Origin of the sequence: Hymenobacter canadensis (genome assembly GCF_027359925.1) — a bacterium.
In the GTDB taxonomy this organism is placed as follows: domain Bacteria; phylum Bacteroidota; class Bacteroidia; order Cytophagales; family Hymenobacteraceae; genus Hymenobacter; species Hymenobacter canadensis.
In genome coordinates, this window is the sequence record NZ_CP114767.1 from 3998216 (window position 1) to 4016305 (window position 18090).

Below are 18090 nucleotides of genomic sequence, written 5' to 3' on the forward strand. Positions count from 1 at the left end.
TCCTGCCTTCGTTTACTTATTCTCTTTCCTCATCCTTTCCCACCCGTTATGCCCCGAAATCCGCTCCTGACACTCCCGGTAGCGCTGCTGGCGCTCCTGCTGATAAAGCCGCCGCAAACCGCCGCCCAGGCTATTGCTGCCCCCGACCCTTGGCGTATCACGGCCAGCACCATCGACCCGCGCAACTACTACGGGGCCACGGTGGCCAACGGCATGCTGGGCATTGTGTCTTCGCCGGAGCCGTTTCAGGTGAAGAGCGTGGTGCTGGCCGGGGCCTACGACCAATACGGCCGGGGCCGGGTGAGCAATTTTCTCAACAGCTTCAACCTGCTGAACATGTACCTGGAAGTGGACGGCCGCCGCCTCTCGGGCCGCGACGCCACCAATTTCCGGCAGGAGCTGGACATGCGCCACGCCTCGCTCACCACCACCTTCGACTACGCTGACAAAGCCACCATCAAGTACACCTACTACGCCCTGCGCCAGCTGCCCTACACGGTGCTGCTCGATGTGTCGGTGACGGCCAAAAAAGACGTGAGCATAGCGGCGGCCAGCGTGATGGATGCGCCCGACGCCCTGCGCGACGTGCAGAACTACTACAACGAAATCGACCGGCCGCACGCCACGCTGAGCTTGCTCACGTCGTCGGCCAAGAGCAGTACGGGCAAGCTGCAGCTGTGCGCGTCTACCAGCTTTCTGTTTGGCGAGCCGCACGGGCAGGAGCCGCGCGTCATCCACGAAATGTGGGACAGCAACCAGCACCTGATGAAGTTCAGCAAGCAGCTGAAGGCCGGCCAGACCTACGCCTATGCCGTGGCGGGCTCCAGCATCACCTCGGCCCACCACCAGGACCCGCTCAACGAGGCCGAGCGGCTCACCATCTTCGCCCGCCTGGAAGGCCGCGAGCGGCTGCTAGCGTTTCATAACAAAGCCTGGGACGAACTCTGGCAAAGCGACATCCAGATTACTGGCGACGCCCAAGCCCAGCAGGATGTGCACAGCATGATGTACCACCTCTACAGCTTCTCCCGGGCCGGCACCGACTACTCGCCCTCGCCGATGGGGCTTTCGGGGCTGGGCTACAACGGCCACGTGTTCTGGGACAGTGACCTCTGGATGTTCCCGGCGTTGCTGGTGCTGCACCCTGATATTGCCAAATCGTTGGTGGAATACCGGTTCCGCCGCCTCGAAGCGGCCCGCCGCAATGCCTTTGCCCACGGCTACCAGGGCGCCATGTACCCCTGGGAAAGCGCCGATACGGGCGTGGAGGAAACCCCAGTGTGGGCCTTGAGCGGCCCGTTCGAGCACCACATCACCGCCGACGTGGCCCTGGCGGCCTGGCAGTACTACTGCGTGACCCAGGACAAGGCGTGGCTGCGCGAGAAGGGCTGGCCCATCCTGCAGGCCACCGCCGACTTCTGGGCCAGCCGCGTGGAGCGCAACGGCCCCGGCCACTACGACATCAAAAACGTGGTGGCCGCCGATGAATGGGCGGAAAACGTGGACAACAACGCCTTCACCAACGCCGCCGCCCGCGTAAACCTGCAAAACGCCGCCGCCGCCGCCAAACTGCTCAACCTCCCCGCCAACGCCGACTGGCAGCTGGTGGCCCGCAACATCCCGCTTCTGCAATTCCCGGACGGCGTCACGCGGGAGCACGCCACCTACAACGGCGAGGGCATCAAGCAGGGCGACGTAAACCTGCTGGCATACCCGCTGGGCGTCATCACGGCCCCGGCCCAGGTGCGCAAAGACCTGGAATACTACGAAACCCGCGTCCCGAACGAAGGCACTCCCGCCATGACGCAGGCCATCTTCGCGCTGCTGCACGCCCGCCTCGGCAATGCCGATAAGGCCCGGCTGTTCTTCCAGGATTCCTACGTGCCCAACCTGCTGCCGCCGTTCCGCGTCATCGCCGAAACCAAAGGCGGCACCAACCCCTACTTCGCCACCGGTGCGGGCGGCGTGCTGCAGGCCGTGCTCATGGGCTTCGGCGGGCTGAACATCACGCCCACGGGCATCACCCAAAGCAAAACCACGCTGCCCACCGGCTGGCAATCGGTGAAAATTACCGGCGTGGGCGGGCAAAATAAAACCTACACGACGAACCGCTGAGGCTTACGCTGGCTTCAAAAGTCGGCCCGTATCAACCGCTGAAAAGGTGTGCGCCAACCAAACTGGCGTTGGCTGAAAAAGCAGAAAACCCGGAACCTCACGGCTGTTATCAGCTAAGTGAATTCCGGGTTTTCTCTGTGTGTGAGCCTCTTATTGGACTCGAACCAACGACCTGCTCATTACGAATGAGCTGCTCTACCAGCTGAGCTAAAGAGGCATTTCCGAGGCGGCGTATCCGTCAGGGGCAGCAAAGATAGAAAGCCGGCGGAAATCTACGCAACACTTGGCCGCATTTTTTGTGCGGAATGCTCACGGTGCCCATTGGCTGCTCTGGCGGGAGTGATGCGCGCCCGGAAAAGGCCGCGCCGGATTTTGCGGGCTTTCCGGCATCTTTGTGGTTCCTATGAAAGCACTCCGCAAACTTCTGGTCCGCACGCTTGGCTTCGAGCGCTACATTCGTTTCGTGAGCGGCGTGTACCTGCGGCTGGTGGGCGCAGGCTGGGGCCGGCAGAAATACCCGGAGCTGTTTTTCCTGCAGCAGATCATCAAGCCCGGCTTTGTGTGCCTCGATATCGGGGCCAACCTGGGCTACTACTCGGTGGCGCTATCCAAGCTGGTAGGGCCCGATGGGCAGGTGCTGGCTGTTGAGCCGATTCCGGATTTCCAGGTTATCTGGCAGGACAACGTGAAGCTGAGCGGCCTCGACAACCTCACGCTGCTGCCCTACGCGCTGGGCAGTGAGAACACCACCGTGCAGATGGGCACGCCCGAGCGCAACGGCCTGCTCCACCACGGCATGACCAAAGTAGCTTCCAGCAACCCCGACGAGCACTACGCCCGCACCTACGAGGTGCCCATGCGCGTGCCCGACGACCTGCTGGCCCACCTGCCGCGGCTCGATTTCGTGAAGTGCGACGTGGAAGGCTTCGAGCACGTGGTATTTGCCAACATGCAGGCCACGCTACGCCGGTTCCGGCCGCTCATCCAGACTGAGCTCAACGGGCTGGATAACCGCCGCGCCGTGGTGGCTACTCTGGCCGAGCTGGGCTACAAACCATTTGTGCTGTCGGAGCGTTCTGAGTTGGTACCGTGCACCGAAACCCAGCTCAACAGCGCCGTCACGGCCGATTTCTACTTTCAACCCGCCTAACTCCCGGCTTTTCTATGTTCATCAAAATCCTGCTGGTCTTTCTGGTTCTGGCGTTGGTGGTGCGCTTTGTGCTGCCGCTGCTGATGCGGTATCTGGTAGTAGGCTTTCTGCAGAAGCAGGCCCGCCGCCACGCCCAGCAGTTCGGGGGCGCGCCCTTCGGTGGCGCCGCCCCGCCGCCCCCCGGCCGCGAAGCACCCGGCCAAGTCCACATCGACTACGTGCCACCCACGCCGCGCCGCGCCAAGGACGAGCCCACCGAGTTTAAGGGCGGCGAGTATGTGGATTTCGAGGAAGTGAAGTAGCTGTAGTTGCCCATGAGCCCCGGCGGGGCGGCATATTGGTAGCAGCAACAGTCATTGCAAATACAAAAGCCCCAGCGGGGCGACACCTTATCCACACAGATAAGGTGTCGCCCCGCTGGGGCTTTGATTTTCTTGCTTATACCTTATTACTATCAATATGCCGCCCCGCTGGGGCTTGCGGCTTCCTCGCAATGGCAAATTAAGCGCTGACTCGCCGCTAAAACCCGATGCCAACCCGCAGGCCGGTGCCCACGCGCTGGCCCGACTGCAGGCCGGTATAGAAATCTATGCGCAGCACCTTGAAAACGTGCTCTACGCCCACGCCCAGCTCCAGGTAGTGGCCGGCCTGGGCCGTGGTGAGGTAGTTGAGCGAGGCCACTTCCTGCCACTTCAGCCTACGCAATAGCGGAATTTTGTTGAGGAAGAAGCCGTTGAAATGGTGATTGTAGTGCGCTTCCAGGAAGGCCCGCCGCGTGCTGAACCGGTAGTAGTCGAGCAGCTGGAACTGGCTGAAGTCGGCGGCTAGGTAGGTGCGGTTGCCGCTGAAGTGGCGGTAGTCCATAAACGCGAGCTGCGGCCGGCCCACGAAGCCGCCGGCCGCCACCCGGTAGCTGCTGGTGCCCAGCAGCCCCAGCCCAATAGTCTGCCGAATGCCGGCTTCCAGCAGCGTATAGCGTACATCGGAGCCCAGCACCCCGCCGATGCCCTGCCGCCAGATGCCCGTAAACGTCGGCGACTTCGAGCCCAGGTTGACCTTGCCATTGGGGCGGGTGATGTAGCGCTGGCCGGGCCGGAACGACGCTTCCAGCGTGAAGCCCAGCGCCTGGCTGCGGCCGAAGCTGGTGCCGCCGGGCAGCTCTTCGGCCACCGGATCGTTGGGCGTGAAGGCCACGCCGGGCCGGTCGCGCCATAGTTCGGTGGTGGTGTTTTCCAGCTCCCGCCGCTCGTAGTAGCTCAGGGTGCCTTCCAGCGTCAGGCCGTTCAGCACCTCGGCCTGGTAGCCTAGGCGGGCCCCGTCGCGGCGGTAGGTTTTGGCGTAGTTGCGGTTGTTGAGTAGCGTGTACGTGGTGTTGATGAAGGGCGTGAGCTGCGTGTTGGGGTCGAAGTTCTCGATGGTGCGCCCCACCTGTCCGCTCAGACGGGCCAGCCGCACGGCATCCAGCTGCCAGACGGCTGCCACACTCGGGCTCAGCAGCTTGTTGCTGAACCCGTAGCGCAGCGCCGGCGTGATGGAGTAATACCGCCGGTCGTCGGTGCGCTGCAAGAAAGTGGCCTCCGGATTCAGCACTGTGCCTTCCACCGTGTTGTAGTGCAGGATGTTGAACACCGGCGCCACCGACCACGTTTGTTTGCGGAAGCTGTTGGCATAGGAATAGCCGGTGAGCAGCAGCTTGCCGGCACTCACTTCGTTGCGCACCCGGTCCAGCGAGTCCTGGTAGGGCCGCGAGTTGCGCAGCACCTCAGTGCTATCCTTTACGGTGTAGTCCTTCTGCTCTTCTGCCGTGAGCGGAATCGGGCGAATGTTGTCCCAGTAGCTGGAATCCCGCTCGTTCACGCCTTTTTCCACCAGCATTACCTCTCCGCGCTTCAGCTGCCCGATGCTCAGGTTGGCGGTGTCGCGCTCGGCTAGCTTGGCCTGGCGGCGCACTTCGCGGTTCAGACCGCTGAGCTGCGGCTTCTGGCGCCGGATGTCGGCGGCGGTTTCGCGCGTGACAGGAGCATCGGCGGGCTCGGGCGTGGCGGGTAGAGCCGTGGGGGCGGGGCGGTTGGGGTAGGTGGGTTGCACCCGGTAGTTGCTGAGCACGGCCGTCAGGTAGCCGTTGCCCTTGAAGCCAAACGCCGTGAAGCCCACCGTAATCTTCTGCGACTGTACCACCCACACATCCGACGGGCCGGGCGCAGGCGCAAACAGCTGCTCGATGTGGAAGCTGTCGACGTAATCAAGCTGGGCGTTTTTGTCGAGGTACAGCGACACGGAATGCAACCGCCAAGTGCCATCCACGATGTAGATGTGGCCCGAGGAAAACACGGGGTCGGTGCGGCGGCGTGGCGTCACCCGAATTTTGTGCACCAGCACGCCGCCCTGCTGGCTGCTGCCTTCCAGTTCGTACTTGTAGAACAGCAGGGCCCCGTCGGCAATCGGCGACACAAAGCCGCGCTCCGAGAAGCCGCTTTTCAGTACGTTGTCGTAGAAATTGAGGCCCGCGCCGCGCCCGGCCCGGTTGAAGCTGATGCCTTTGGCGTCGCCGCTCACGCGCGAGGAAATCATGCGCTCCTGCACCACGTTGGGCTGCCGGAAGCTCAGCTCCGACACCGACTCCGAGAGGTAAAAAATGCCCGGCTTGAAGTCGGGCCCGATCTTGACGAGTCCCAGAATCTTGCCCGGCACCTCCAGAAACCGGCCCAGCGCCTTGATGTATGTGCGGGCCTTGAAGGCGGCCACCTCGCGGCGGTGGTAGCGCCGCCACTGCTGGGCCTGCTGGATGATGGCGTAGGCCGGGTCGCGGTCGGAGGCGCGCACCACCACTTCGCGCAGCTTATAGCTTTCGGGCTCCAGCGTCACGTTGAGGGTGAGGGCCGTGTCGCCGCCGGCTACGCGGATGCTTTCAATGCGCGGCTTGTAGCCCACGTACTGAAACACCAGCTCGTACTGGCCGGCCGGCAAACGCAGCTGGTAGTTGCCCTGCTCGTTGGTGGCGGTACTGGTGGTAGTGGTGCGCACGGCCACATTGGCAAAGGCCAGACCGGCGCCGGCGGCATCGGCCACGCGGCCCCGCACTACGCCGCCGCGGGCAGCGCCGGCAACCAATAATAGCAATAGAAACAGGTAGAAACGGGGCATGGAGTAGGTTGGAATGGATGGCTCCAAGATAGATAGAATAGGCAGGCAATAGGTTGTGCGAGGCCGTAAACGGGGGGCGTTTTCGACCAAGCTAGGGGGCTTTTCGACCAAAATCCCAGGCTGCCGCTACTACGCGGCTATTTCTTCCACCACCGGCAATGGCCGCCGGGCCTGCCGGTAGGCGTAAGCGGCGTTCAGGGCCACGCCCAGCAGCACCAGCGCCATGCCCAGGTAGGAGGGAAGGCCGAAGGTTTCGCCGAAGAACGTGTAGCCCAGCCCCAGCGCGTACACCAGCCCCAGGTAGTCGAGGCTGCTGATGGAGGCCAGCGAGCCGGCCTGGTAAGCCTTGGTTTTGTACACCTGCGACACTTGCGTGAGCAGGCCGATGAGCAGCAGCAAACCCCAGTCGTGCCAGCCGACGGGCGTGGTCCAGCGCAGCAGGCAGTAGGCAGCGCAGAACGGCAGCACCACCAGCTGCGAGTAGAGCACCGTCACGAGCGGGTGGGCGCGGTTGCCGAGGCGGCGGATGGCATTGTAGGCCAGCCCGGCGCACAGCCCGGAGGCCACGCTCAGGGCCAGATACAGCGGCGCGATGCGTGTATCCACGCCTTTCACCACCACCACGCCCGCAAACGACACCAGGAAAAACACCCACTGCCAGGGCCGCACCTGCTCCTTCACCAGAAAAATTCCCAGAATAGCCGTGAATATCGGGGCCAGGTACTGCAGCGTAACGGCCGAGGCCAGTGGCAGCACTTGCAGGGTGTAGAAGTACAGCGCCAGCCCCAAAGCCCCTGTCGCGCCGCGCGAAACCAGGTAGAAGCGCGTGCCCGGCTCGCCCCAGGGCCGCACCCGCAGCTGCCGTAGCGCGCCGTAGCTGAGCGCCAACGACAGCACTGACCGGAAGAAAATAATTTCCAGTGGCGGCAGGTGGGGCAGCATCTTCACGCACACATTCAGTAGCGCAAATGCCAGGGTGCTGAGCAGCATGTAACGGACGCCGGGCGTGAGCATGGAGCAAGATAAGAAGTTGCGGAAGCTGCCAGCCACGCCGCCGATAATTCGTCAGCCTAAAAAGCAGCAACCTGTTTCGAGCTGGCAGAACGATTCGGGCGGCGCGGGTGTCGTAAGTTGCCGGCCCGTTGGGCGGGATTTTGCCCTTTGCTAGCTGCTATGAACTCCTTCGAGAAGAAAAAGAAATTCTACACCCCCGCCGAGGCTCTGCAGAAGATTGCCGCCTTCTGCGCCTACCAGGAGCGCAACCAGAAAGAGGTGGAAAGCAAGCTGCGCGAGTACGGCCTCGACGAAGATGAGGCCGGCGAAATTATCATCAAACTAAGCCGCGAAAATCTGCTCGACGAGGAGCGCTTCGCCAAAGCCTACGTGCGCGGCCACTACCGCACCAAGAAGTGGGGCCGCCGCCGCATTGTGCAGGAGCTGAAGCAAAAGGGTATTTCCGACTACTGCATCAAGTCGGGCCTCAAGGAAATCGACGGCGACGAGTACTACCAGAACCTGGTGGACGTGCTGGAAAAAAAGGACCGCCAGGAAAAGGAGCGCAACCCGCGCCTGCGCCGCCAGAAAATTCAGCTCTTCCTCACCGGCAAAGGCTTCGAGCAGGACCTGATAAAAATGGCCCTCGACGACCTGGGCAAAGCTCCGGAAGAGGACGACGACGAATAGAACGAACGAAAAAGACCGTCATGCGGAGCGAAGCATCTCGCCAGTGGCAACTGGCGAGATACTTCGCTCCGCATGACGGTCCTGAGTATCGTTCTGTTCTACCGTTGCGCCGGCCGTAGCGGGTTCTGCATTTGCTTGGTGAGCACCACGCGGCGGCCGGTCATGGTTTCGAGCATGGGGCGCAGGATCTGCTGGGCGTTCTGCTCGGTCTGGGCCAGAATGCCCGATTGCAGGGCGGCGCGGCGCACGTTGGCTTCGGCGTACTTGTAGCCGGCATCCACCAGCTCGGCATCCTGAAAAAAGCCGTTTTCCACGCTGAATACGCGGCTCTGGCTGTGGTCTACCTGCCAGGTGCACAGCTCGGCGGCGGGCAGCGCCACCCGCACCACCGAGTCGCCTTCAAACACTACGTCTTGGGCGCGCACCTTGCGCAGATCCAGGCAGCCGATGGCGTTGCCGGCCACAATGAGGGCCACTTTGGCGTCGGGCAGAAAGCGGTAGGTGCTTTTCTTGTACTCCACCACGTCCTTGAACTGGTAGCGCACCAGCTCCAGCCGGCCCAGGCTTTCCACTTTCTGCAGCACCGTGTTGTGCGTGACTGTGACGCGTGGTGTGGGGTTGAGCGGGTTTTCCAGCTCGCTGAGGGCCGGGCCGATTTTCGTCCAGAGAAACCAGCCCAGCCCCAGCAGAAACAACAGCGGCAGCAAACGGCGAATCAGGAGGGGCAGCGACATGCAAAGCAGGAATTAGAGGAGCAGTAGCCGCCGTATACGCGAAACCGGCCGGTTGCGCCGGCCGGCCCCGCTAGTGCCCAGCCGGCCACCACGCGCTAAGGGCCCCGAACCGCTGCCGGAAGCCTGCCCAGCCCTGCAGGCCGCCGGTGTGCACCGCCACCACCGTGCTGCCCGGCCGGAAATAGTTCTGCCGCAGCAAATCCAGCACGCCCCACAGCAGCTTGCCGGTGTAAATAGGGTCCAGAAGCACGCCGTGGCGGGCCTCAAATTCCTGGATGAAGCGCAGCAGCTCCGGCGAAAACCGCGCGTAGCCACCCAGGTGGTAGTCGGTGCGCAGGTCGTAGTTGGGGAAGGTGCGGCCGGTGGCGGCTTGCGTGAGGGTGTCTATTTCACCGCGCAGAAAGCCACCGTTCTTCAAAGCCGCCACGCCAACGGCCTGCTGGTGCGGCGCCAGGCCCGTGAGCAGCCCGGCCAGCGTGCCGCCCGTGCCGCAGGCCACGCACAGGTAGTCGAAGTCGGTTTCCGCCTGCAGCTCCGTCACCAGCTCGGCGCAGCCGGGCAGGGCCAGCGCGTTGGAGCCGCCCTCCGGCACCACGTAGGCCGGGCCGGTTTCCCGGAGTAACTCCCGCAGGAAATCCGGCTCGGCTTTGCGGCGGTAGGCTTCGCGGCTGAGGTAACGCAGCGCCATGCCATCGGCGGCGGCGCGAGCCAGGGTGGGGTTGAGGGGCGCGGTTTCTTCGCCCCGAATGAGGCCAATGGTGCGCAGGCCGGTGATGCGGCCGGCGGCGGCCACGGCGGCAATGTGGTTGGAAAAGGCCCCACCAAAAGTCAGCAGCGTATGATGGCCCTGTCGCTGGGCTTCCGCGAGGTTGTACTTCAGCTTGCGCCACTTGTTGCCGGGTAGCTCCGGGTGCGCAAGGTCGTCGCGCAGGAGAAGCAGGCGGGCGTTGTAGTCGGTGGGGATTTCCTGGAGGAGCATACGGGGTTTCTCGCAGTGTTGCGCAGTGAAAAAACGCAGTGTCTCGCAGAATTCAGGCGTCAGAACACTGCGCAACACTGCGTTTTTTCACTGCGCAACACTGCGAGAAATTTACACCACCGCCGGGGCTGTTTCCGGCTGCCGCACGGTGTACACCACCAAGCCCAGCAGCACCACAATCAGCAGCACCGACGACACCAGCGACACGGTGTTGCCGATGGCGTATTCCGTGGGCTCAAACTTGAACTCGATGGTGTGGGTGCCGGCCGGCACGGGCATGGCGCGCAGCACGTAGTTGGCCCGCACGTGCGGTACCAGCTTGCCGTCAAGGTAGGCGTTCCAGCCGTCGGCGTAGTAGATTTCCGAGAACACCGCAAAGGCATCGGCGGTGGCCGTAGCGCGGTATTTCAGGGCGTCGGGCGAGTAGTCGGTCAGGGTGATGGTGGAGCCGGGCGCGCTGAAGCTGGTTTTGGCGAGCGGGAATTTGGCCACGTCCACTACTGCGGCGGTAGCCACGCTCAGGTTGCTGAGGGCCGCAATTTCCTGGTCGGGCGTCTGTACTTTCTGGATTTCGTTGACGAACCACGCGTTGCCCAGCGCGCCGGGGTTGCGCTGCACCTGTTCGGGCTGGCTGGGTTGGCCCTGTTGGCCGGGCTGGCCGGGCAGAATCACGTAGCGCGTGTTCAGCATGCTCAGCACCTGGGTGTTGTTCTGCGAAATCTGCCGGTCAATCAAATCCTGGTAGCGGCGCAGCTTGGCGCCGTGGTAGCCCCCGATGCTCTTGTGGAAGTACGAGGTGTTAGCCTCGTTGAACGGGTTGGCCGTGTTCAGCACCCGGTAGCTCTTGTCCTTATCCTGCAGAATCTGTTGGTCGGCGGCCGTGGGCACAAACTGCTGGGCGATGGTTTCGCGCTGGAAGTTGTTGTCGTTGAGGTAGCGCTTATCCACGCCCCACAAATCCACCAGCGTGAGCAACCCTACCAGCGCCGCTGCCATGCCGGCCGACACCTTGCGCTGCAGATAGAACCACAGCGCCCCGAAAGCCAGGGCAATGAAGATGATCGAGCGGAACACGTCGGAGCGCAGCAAAGAGGCCCGGTCCTGGCGCAGCGCGTCCAGCGGGAAGCCCTGCTGCTGCAGCTGCGCATCAATCGGCGACGAGAAATCGGCACCCAGCCCGATCACTAGGGCCAGCAGGCACACGCCCACCGTAATGCCGCCAGCCAGCAGCAGCTTGCGCTTGAGGTCGGCAGTTTCGGGGGCGTCGGTGGTGGTGGCGCCGGCCAGGGCGGCCAGGCTGGGGTGGGTGCTGGCGCCGGCTACCGGCAGCCCGGCGGCGCGGCTCCGCAGCACGCGGGCCAAAGCCAGCACGGCCAGCAGCGGCATGGCCAGCTGCGCAATTACCAGGGCCATGCTCACCGAGCGGAACTTGTTGTAGCCCGGGAAGTAGTCGAACATCAGGTAGTTGAATGTCTCGAAGTTCTTGCCCCAGGCCAGCACGATGGACAGGATAGTGCCCACCAGCAGCCACAGGCGCGTGCGGCGGTCGGCCACGAACAAGCCCAGCACAAACAGGAAGCACACGATGGCGCCCACGTACACCGGCCCGCTCGTCACGGGCTGGTCGCCCCAGTAAGTAGGCATGGCCTTGAGGTACTCCGACAGCTGCCCGGTAGGTACGCCCAGTCCAGTTAAAGCCTGGCCGGTGGCTGAATCATCAGAAAGCTTGGTCTGGGAGGCGCCGCCGTAGAAGTTGGGTACCAGTAGCGTGATGGTTTCGCCCACGCCGTAGCTCCACCCGAAGGCGTAGTCCCGGTCGAGGCCGGATCCGCCGACGGCATCGTCGCCGGAAGCGGGAGCCGCGGCGGGCTGGCCGGGCGCGGTAGGCGGGGGCGTCGTCAGCTCCGACTTGCCGCGGATGCTGTACTTGCCGTATTCGATGGTGGTGTAGAGGCGACCAAAGCTCACGCCCACGGCTAGCAGCGCCGCCACGCCCAGCAGGGCCGTGCGGCTCAGGAAGTCGGGCAAACGCTTTTCGCGGGCCGCGTACACCAGCTCCACCACCCCAAACACCAGCACCAGCAGCAGCAGGTAGTAGGTAATCTGCAGGTGGTTGGCGCGGATGTTCATGGCCAGACCCACCGCAAATAGGCCCGTTCCCAGCCACTTATTACGCCGGAATGCCACCAGCAGCCCTGCCAGCACCACCGGCGCGTAGGCCAGGGCCAGGCTCTTGGTGTTGTGGCCGGCGGCCAGAATCACGAGGTTGTAGCTGGTGAAGCCCAGGGCAATGGCGCCCACGCCGCTCACCACCGGCGAGAGGCCCAGCGCCACAAACAGCACGTAGCCGCACACCAGCGCCAGAAACAGGTTGGCCACCACCGCCGGCAGCCCCAGCGTGAAAATCTTCTGCAGATAGATGCTCAAATCGCCGGGGAAGCGCGTGCTGATCAGGTAGGTCGGCATTCCCGAGAACATGGAATTGGTCCAGAGCGCCTCCTTATCAGTGGCCTCGCGGTACATCTGTGCCTCGTGGGCCCCGCCGTTGAACTGCACGATGTCGTGCTGGCTGAGCGTCTTGCCATCGAACACGATGGGGGAGAAGTATAGCACGGCCAACGCCAGAAACACCAGCACCGCCGCCAAGTGGGGCAGCACCCGCCGCCACAGCGGCACCGCAACAGGCGCCACGGCCGGCGCAGAGAAAACAGTCGTCATTCAGGAGGAAAGTAGGGGCGAAAACTGCCCGAAGGTAACAAGGAAACCCGACGGGAACCTCACATTCGCCTCACCCCCTAGCCCCCTCTCCTGCAGAGAGGGGGGACTAGCTGTAGTCGCCTCACCCCCTAGCCCCCTCTCCTGCAGAGAGGGGGGACTAGCTGTAGTCGCCTCACCCCCTAACCCCCTCTCCTGTAGAGAGGGGAGACTAACCTTAGTTCTAGCGCTACACTGCTCCTTGCCTTTGGGAGAAGGGGACCGGGAGGATGAGGCACCTAGAGCTAGAAAACTACAGACTAGTTTCCCTCTCCACGGGAGAGGGGCTAGGGGTGAGGCAACTACTGCTATGCCGCATTTCAGACTAGACGCTAACGCTCCGCTTCGCCGGCCAGTTGTACAGCACCACCGACGCCAGAATCACGCCGTAGGCCACGCCCTGCACCGCCGTGGCGGCCTCCCCGAAATACCAGAACGCCAGCGCGAAGCTCACAATCGGATTCAGATACATCAGGATGCCCACCGTGCCCGAGGGCAGCACGTTCAGGGCGTATAGGTTCAGAAACAGCGGCAGCACCGTAAACACCACGCTCAGCAGCGTCGCTACCAGCAGCAGGTGCGTATCGTGCAGGCCGGCCAGGGGCTGGGCGCCCAGCAGCGGGGCCAGCGGCAGAATCAGGGCGGCGGCCAGGGTAAGCTGCACCGTTAGCAGCACCAGCCGGTCGTAGCCCTGCAGGCGGCGCTGCGTGATGAGGTAGAAGGCGTAGGTGAAGGCCACCACCAAACTCATGCCCACCGTGCGCAGGTCGCCGGCGCCCAGCAACGCGCAGCTCAGGGCGCTCAGCGCAATGGCCGCCCATTGGTTGGGCCGCAGCTTTTCGCGCAGCAGCACAAAGCCCAGCAGCGCCGTCAGGATGGGGCAGATCAGGTAGGCAAACGAGCCGGCCTGCACGCTCACCTGGTTCACCACATAGATAAAGAGCAGCCAGTTGGAAGTCAGCAGCACGCCGCCCAGCCCCGTGCTGACAGCCACCGCGCGGCGCTCCGCCACCGGGGCCGCCTGCCACTGCTGCCACACGGCCCGCACCGCCGCCCGCCGCCCCAGCCCATGAATGAGCAACAGCACCAGCAAGGAAATCAGGATGCGGAAAAACAGGATCTGCCCGCTGGCGTAGCCGTGCAGCCACCGCAGCGGAATCGGGAAGAAGCCCCAGATAAGAAAGGCGGCCAGAGCGGCCAGATGATGACGGGAAAGTTTCAAAGCGAACCGAAAAAGCAAAACAAGCCGCAAAGATACTCCCGAAACCGGCCGGCAACACCGTGCCGGCCGCACAGGCAGAACGCCTCGGTCTGGGGCTCACAAGTCCTGCGCCCCCGCTAACCTGTCACTTCTCTCCTGTTACCTGTTACCTCCTGTACCTTTGCCCCATCATGCTCGATTTCTCTGCCGACCTGCCCGTTCTCACCAGTGGCACCCTGCTGCTGACCCCGCCCGCCCCCGCGCCCGTCCAGACCCTGCTGCTGGACAGCCGCCGCGTGGGGCAGGCCGGCGGCAGCGTGTTTTTTGCGCTGCGCGGGCCCCAGCACAACGGCCACCGCTACCTGCCCGAGCTCTACCAGCAGGGCGTGCGCCTGTTTGTGGTCGACAGCGAAGCCGACATTCCGGGCGGGCTGCTAGCGTATCCGGGCAGCGGCTTCCTGCTGGTGCCGCAGGTGCTGGCCGCGCTGCAGGCCGTGGCCGCCGCCCACCGCCGCCACTTCCGGCTGCCCGTGCTGGGCATCACCGGCTCCAACGGCAAAACCATCGTGAAGGAGTGGCTCTCGCAGCTGCTGGCCCCCGAGGAGCGCATCTGCAAAAGCCCCCGTTCCTATAACTCGCAGGTGGGCGTGCCGCTGAGCGTGTGGGAGCTGAATGCCCGCCACACGCTGGGCATCTTCGAGGCCGGTATTTCTGAGCCCGGCGAAATGGCCCGGCTGGCGGCCGTCATCCAGCCCACGCTGGGCTTGTTCACCAACCTGGGCACCGCCCACGACGCTGGCTTTGCCTCGCCGCAGCAGAAGGTAGAGGAGAAGATGCAGCTGTTTCAGGACGTGGATACGCTCTTCTACTGTCTCGACCACCCGCTGATTCACGAAGCCGCCCGGCGCCACCTGCCCGCGCACCGCACCTTCACCTGGAGCCGCCAGCACCCGCATCTGGCCCACGTGGCCGTGACGGTGGCCGAGGCCAGCGCCGACCGCACCGTGGTGCGCGTGGCCCTGGCCCGCCCCGTGCCGCAGGAGCACACCTTCACGCTGCCCTTCGCCGACGAGCCCTCCGTCGAAAACGCCCTCCACGCGCTGTCGGTGCTGCTGTGGCAGCAGCTGCCCGCCGCCGAAATCCAGCACCGTCTGGACCGGCTGCAGCCCGTGGCCATGCGCCTAGAAATGAAGCAGGCCCTCAACGACTGCTACGTCCTCGACGACACCTACAACAACGACCTGGCCGGCCTCGCCCTGGCCCTCGATGCCCTCACTCGCCAGCTGCAGCGCGGCCGCCGCACCCTCATCCTCTCCGACGTGCTCGAATCCGGCCTCGCCGGCCCCGACCTCTACGCCCGCGTGGCCGCTTTGCTGCACACCCACGGCGTGGCCCGCCTCGTCGGCATCGGCCCCGAAATCCGGCTGCACCAGGCCGCTTTCGACGGGGTAGAAGCGGTGTTTTACGATACCACCGAGGACTTTCTGCGCCACTTCCAGCCCGATACGTTCCGCCGCGAAACCATTCTGGTGAAGGGGGCGCGCCGCTTTGGCTTCGAGCGGATTGTGGCAGCGTTTCAGCAGAAAATCCACGGTACGGTGCTGGAAGTAAACCTCGATGCGCTGGCCCACAACCTCAACTTCTACCGCCGCCGCCTGCAGCCCGGCACCCGCCTCATGGTGATGGTGAAGGCCTTCGCCTACGGCAGCGGCTCGTCGGAAGTCGCCAACCTGCTGCAGTTCCACCGCGCCGACTATCTGGCCGTGGCCTACACCGACGAGGGCGTGGATTTGCGCCAGCACGGCATCAGCTTGCCCATCATGGTGATGAATCCCTCGCCGGATGCCTTCCAGAAGCTGCGCCAGTACCAGCTGGAGCCTGAAATCTACTCCTTTGAGCGCCTGCACGACTACCTGCGCGCCGCCCAGGAGCAGCCGCTGCCGCCCATCCACCTCAAGCTCGATACCGGCATGCGCCGCCTCGGCTTCGCCGAAACTGACCTGCCCGAGCTGACCGCGCTGCTGCGCGAAAACGCCGCCCACCTGCGCGTGGCCAGTGCCCTCACCCACCTGGCTGGCGCCGACGAAGAGCAGCACAACGACTTCTCGCGGCAGCAGCTGGCCGCCTTCCACCGCATGACGCCGGTGCTGGAAGACGTGCTTGGCTACCCCATCCTCAAGCACGCCCTCAACTCGGCCGGCATCCTGCGCTTCCCGGCCGCCCACGCCGACATGGTGCGGCTCGGTATCGGGCTCTACGGGGTGGAGGCCAGCGGCCAGGAGCCGGATGCGCTGCAGCCCGTGAGCACGCTACGCACCACCGTGTCGCAGGTGAAAACGCTGCCGCCTGGCGAAACCGTCGGCTACGGCCGCCGCGGCCAGGCCGCCGACTTCGAGCGGCGCATTGCCACGCTGGCCATCGGCTACGCCGACGGCTACGACCGGCGCTTCGGCAACGGCGCGGGCGAGGTAGTTATCCGGGGCCAGCGCGCGCCCATCATCGGTAACGTGTGCATGGATATGTGCATGGTCGACGTCACGCACATCAGCGCGGCCCAGGCCGGCGACGCAGCCGAAATTTTCGGCCCCAGCCTGCCGCTGCCTGAGCTGGCGGCCCGCATCGGCACCATTCCTTATGAGCTGCTGACCAATGTGAGTGAGCGGGTGAAGCGCGTATTCGTGGCCGAATAAGAGTCTGCCGCCCAGTATAACCTTATCTGGGAAAAATTTGGATAATAATAATATAATCAATTGCGCTGCCTGTGTATCTTGCAACCAAATGAAGCAGGCAGTGTCCTATATAGTAGTGGATTAAGTTTCACTGAAACCTGATTTTGTGTTCTTATTTTTTGGTTGCTTTCTATGATGATTTCTACTTTTGCGCGTCTGACCCGCCACTGGCTCTGCCTGGTACTGCTTTGGAGTATAGCCGGATCTGCGCAGGCAGCCGCGCCAACTTCCCTGGACGGACTCTGGAAAGGTCCCCTCAAGATGCCCGGCGGCGAACTGGAGGTAGTTTTTCGACTGGTGAGTCTCACCGGCGGCGAGTATTTTGCCACTCTGGATGTGCCGCAGCAGCGCGTGAGCCGTATGGCGGTGCAGGTGCAGGTGCACGGCGACACCGTAATTCTGGCCGCTGAAGAAGCCGGCAGCCGCTTCATCGGCCGGCTGGCGGCGGGCGGCAAGCAGGTAACCGGTACCTGGTACCAGCCTGGCCACGAGTCGTCGCTGACGCTGAGCTTTTCGCCGGCTGCTATCAACACGGCCCCCAAAGCGCGCCTCACCCCGCCCTATCGTGAAGAGGAAGTGTCTTACACCAACGAGCAGGTGAACCTGAAACTGGGCGGCACGCTTACGGTGCCGGCCGGCGAAGGCCCGTTTCCGGCGGTCGTGCTGGTGTCGGATGCCGGCGCCCACGACCGGGATGCCACCACCGGTGAGTACCGCCCGATGGGCATTCTGGCCGATTATCTCACCCGCCGCGGCATTGCCGTGCTCCGCTTCGACGACCGGGGTATGGGCGCTTCCGCCGGCGATTTTTCCACGACCATTGCCAGCGAGCTGGTGGGCGACGTGCAGGCCGGCCTGAAATTGCTACGCAACACACCCAAGATAGACACCACACATATTGGCGTAATTGGGCACGGCGAGGGGGGCAACGTGGCCCTGCTGACGGCCAGCCAGCCCTTGCCGCCGGCTTTCGTCGTGACCCTGGCCGCGTATGGGCTGCCCGGCAACCAGCTGGTGCTGGAGCAGCAGCGAACGGTACTCCGGGCCATTGGGGTAAAGGAAGTCGACGTGCTGGCCTTTAGCCAGCAGCAGCAGGCGTTGCAACAAGTGGTGCTGCGCACCCCCGACGTGAAGCTGGCTCAAACCCAATTGGTGAAAATGATGCGCGCCAATGATGCGAACCTGGATACGCTCACCGCAAAAAACCGCGCCATCGACCTCACCTCTTTCCGCTACCGCAGCCTGCTCCGCTTCAACCCCGGCATCCTGCTCAACAAAGTGAAGTGCCCGGTGCTGCTGCTCAACGGCACTGCCGACCTGGAGGTGCAGGCCGACACCAATCTGGACGCGCTGAGCCTGGCCCTTGAGAAGAACATGCGGGTAACCCGCAAAAAGCTGTTTGGTGTCAACCACCAGTTTCAGGCCGACCCCGCCAACTGGGCCCTGGTGAACGGCCAGCGGCAGGAAACCTTCTCGCCCGTAGCTCTGGAAGCCGTGCGCAGCTGGATAGTGAGCCACGCGAAGTAGCCCGAGTAGCCTGGCTTTTCCGGTTCTCTGCTTACTAGAAGACCATATTCGCTTAGCTCGCCCTCTAAAACTAT

The 18090-nt window shown here is 63.7% G+C and carries 12 protein-coding genes and 1 tRNA gene; 6 read left to right on the forward strand and 7 right to left on the reverse strand.

What is annotated here, in order from left to right; all coding sequences use genetic code 11:
- Nucleotides 1-48: 48 nt before the first annotated feature.
- Nucleotides 49-2115, forward strand: coding sequence for a kojibiose hydrolase (locus O3303_RS17065; RefSeq protein WP_269559580.1), 2067 nt, complete (start codon nucleotides 49-51; stop codon nucleotides 2113-2115).
- A 144-nt stretch (nucleotides 2116-2259) separates the two neighbouring features.
- Here the strand turns inward: O3303_RS17065 and O3303_RS17070 are convergent.
- Nucleotides 2260-2332: transfer RNA gene (locus O3303_RS17070), tRNA-Thr, on the reverse strand.
- A gap of 186 nt (nucleotides 2333-2518) precedes the next feature.
- Between O3303_RS17070 and O3303_RS17075 the strand changes: the two genes are divergently transcribed.
- Together O3303_RS17075 and O3303_RS17080 are read left to right on the forward strand one after the other, a co-directional pair.
- Nucleotides 2519-3265: an FkbM family methyltransferase gene (locus O3303_RS17075; RefSeq protein WP_269559581.1), complete on the forward strand. Its 747-nt coding sequence runs from the start codon at nucleotides 2519-2521 to the stop codon at nucleotides 3263-3265.
- Nucleotides 3266-3279: 14 nt separating this feature from the next.
- Complete coding sequence (locus O3303_RS17080; protein WP_269559582.1) at nucleotides 3280-3567, forward strand: DUF4834 family protein; 288 nt, start codon at nucleotides 3280-3282, stop codon at nucleotides 3565-3567.
- A gap of 217 nt (nucleotides 3568-3784) precedes the next feature.
- On the opposite strand, the gene O3303_RS17085 is transcribed toward O3303_RS17080, so the two are convergent.
- Nucleotides 3785-6409: a DUF5686 and carboxypeptidase regulatory-like domain-containing protein gene (locus O3303_RS17085; protein ID WP_269559583.1), complete on the reverse strand. Its 2625-nt coding sequence runs from the start codon at nucleotides 6407-6409 to the stop codon at nucleotides 3785-3787.
- Between the two features lie 129 nt (nucleotides 6410-6538).
- Complete coding sequence (locus O3303_RS17090) at nucleotides 6539-7423, reverse strand: DMT family transporter (RefSeq protein WP_269559584.1); 885 nt, start codon at nucleotides 7421-7423, stop codon at nucleotides 6539-6541.
- 159 nt (nucleotides 7424-7582) lie between these two features.
- Here O3303_RS17090 and O3303_RS17095 point away from each other — a divergent pair, with 159 nt between their 5' ends.
- Nucleotides 7583-8092 carry a regulatory protein RecX gene (locus tag O3303_RS17095; protein ID WP_269559585.1) on the forward strand — a complete coding sequence of 170 codons (510 nt, stop codon included), beginning with the start codon at nucleotides 7583-7585 and terminating at the stop codon, nucleotides 8090-8092.
- A 98-nt stretch (nucleotides 8093-8190) separates the two neighbouring features.
- Here the strand turns inward: O3303_RS17095 and O3303_RS17100 are convergent, their stop codons facing one another.
- The 4 genes from O3303_RS17100 to O3303_RS17115 form a co-directional block, all read right to left on the reverse strand.
- Nucleotides 8191-8826 (reverse strand): DUF4230 domain-containing protein, encoded by a 636-nt coding sequence (locus tag O3303_RS17100; RefSeq protein ID WP_269559586.1) that lies wholly within the window; start codon nucleotides 8824-8826, stop codon nucleotides 8191-8193.
- A 70-nt stretch (nucleotides 8827-8896) separates the two neighbouring features.
- Nucleotides 8897-9805: a 1-aminocyclopropane-1-carboxylate deaminase/D-cysteine desulfhydrase gene (locus O3303_RS17105; protein WP_269559587.1), complete on the reverse strand. Its 909-nt coding sequence runs from the start codon at nucleotides 9803-9805 to the stop codon at nucleotides 8897-8899.
- 111 nt (nucleotides 9806-9916) lie between these two features.
- Nucleotides 9917-12523, reverse strand: coding sequence for a YfhO family protein (locus O3303_RS17110; protein ID WP_269559588.1), 2607 nt, complete (start codon nucleotides 12521-12523; stop codon nucleotides 9917-9919).
- 361 nt (nucleotides 12524-12884) lie between these two features.
- A complete protein-coding gene (locus O3303_RS17115; RefSeq protein WP_269559589.1) occupies nucleotides 12885-13781 on the reverse strand; it encodes an EamA family transporter in 897 nt (298 codons plus the stop codon).
- A 170-nt stretch (nucleotides 13782-13951) separates the two neighbouring features.
- On the opposite strand from O3303_RS17115, the gene O3303_RS17120 reads away from it, so the two are divergent.
- Nucleotides 13952-16450 carry a bifunctional UDP-N-acetylmuramoyl-tripeptide:D-alanyl-D-alanine ligase/alanine racemase gene (locus tag O3303_RS17120; protein ID WP_269559590.1) on the forward strand — a complete coding sequence of 833 codons (2499 nt, stop codon included), beginning with the start codon at nucleotides 13952-13954 and terminating at the stop codon, nucleotides 16448-16450.
- 171 nt (nucleotides 16451-16621) lie between these two features.
- The gene (locus O3303_RS17125; RefSeq protein WP_269559591.1) at nucleotides 16622-18016 is read left to right on the forward strand and encodes an alpha/beta hydrolase family protein; all 1395 of its coding nucleotides are present in this window, start codon (nucleotides 16622-16624) and stop codon (nucleotides 18014-18016) included.
- Nucleotides 18017-18090 lie beyond the last annotated feature (74 nt).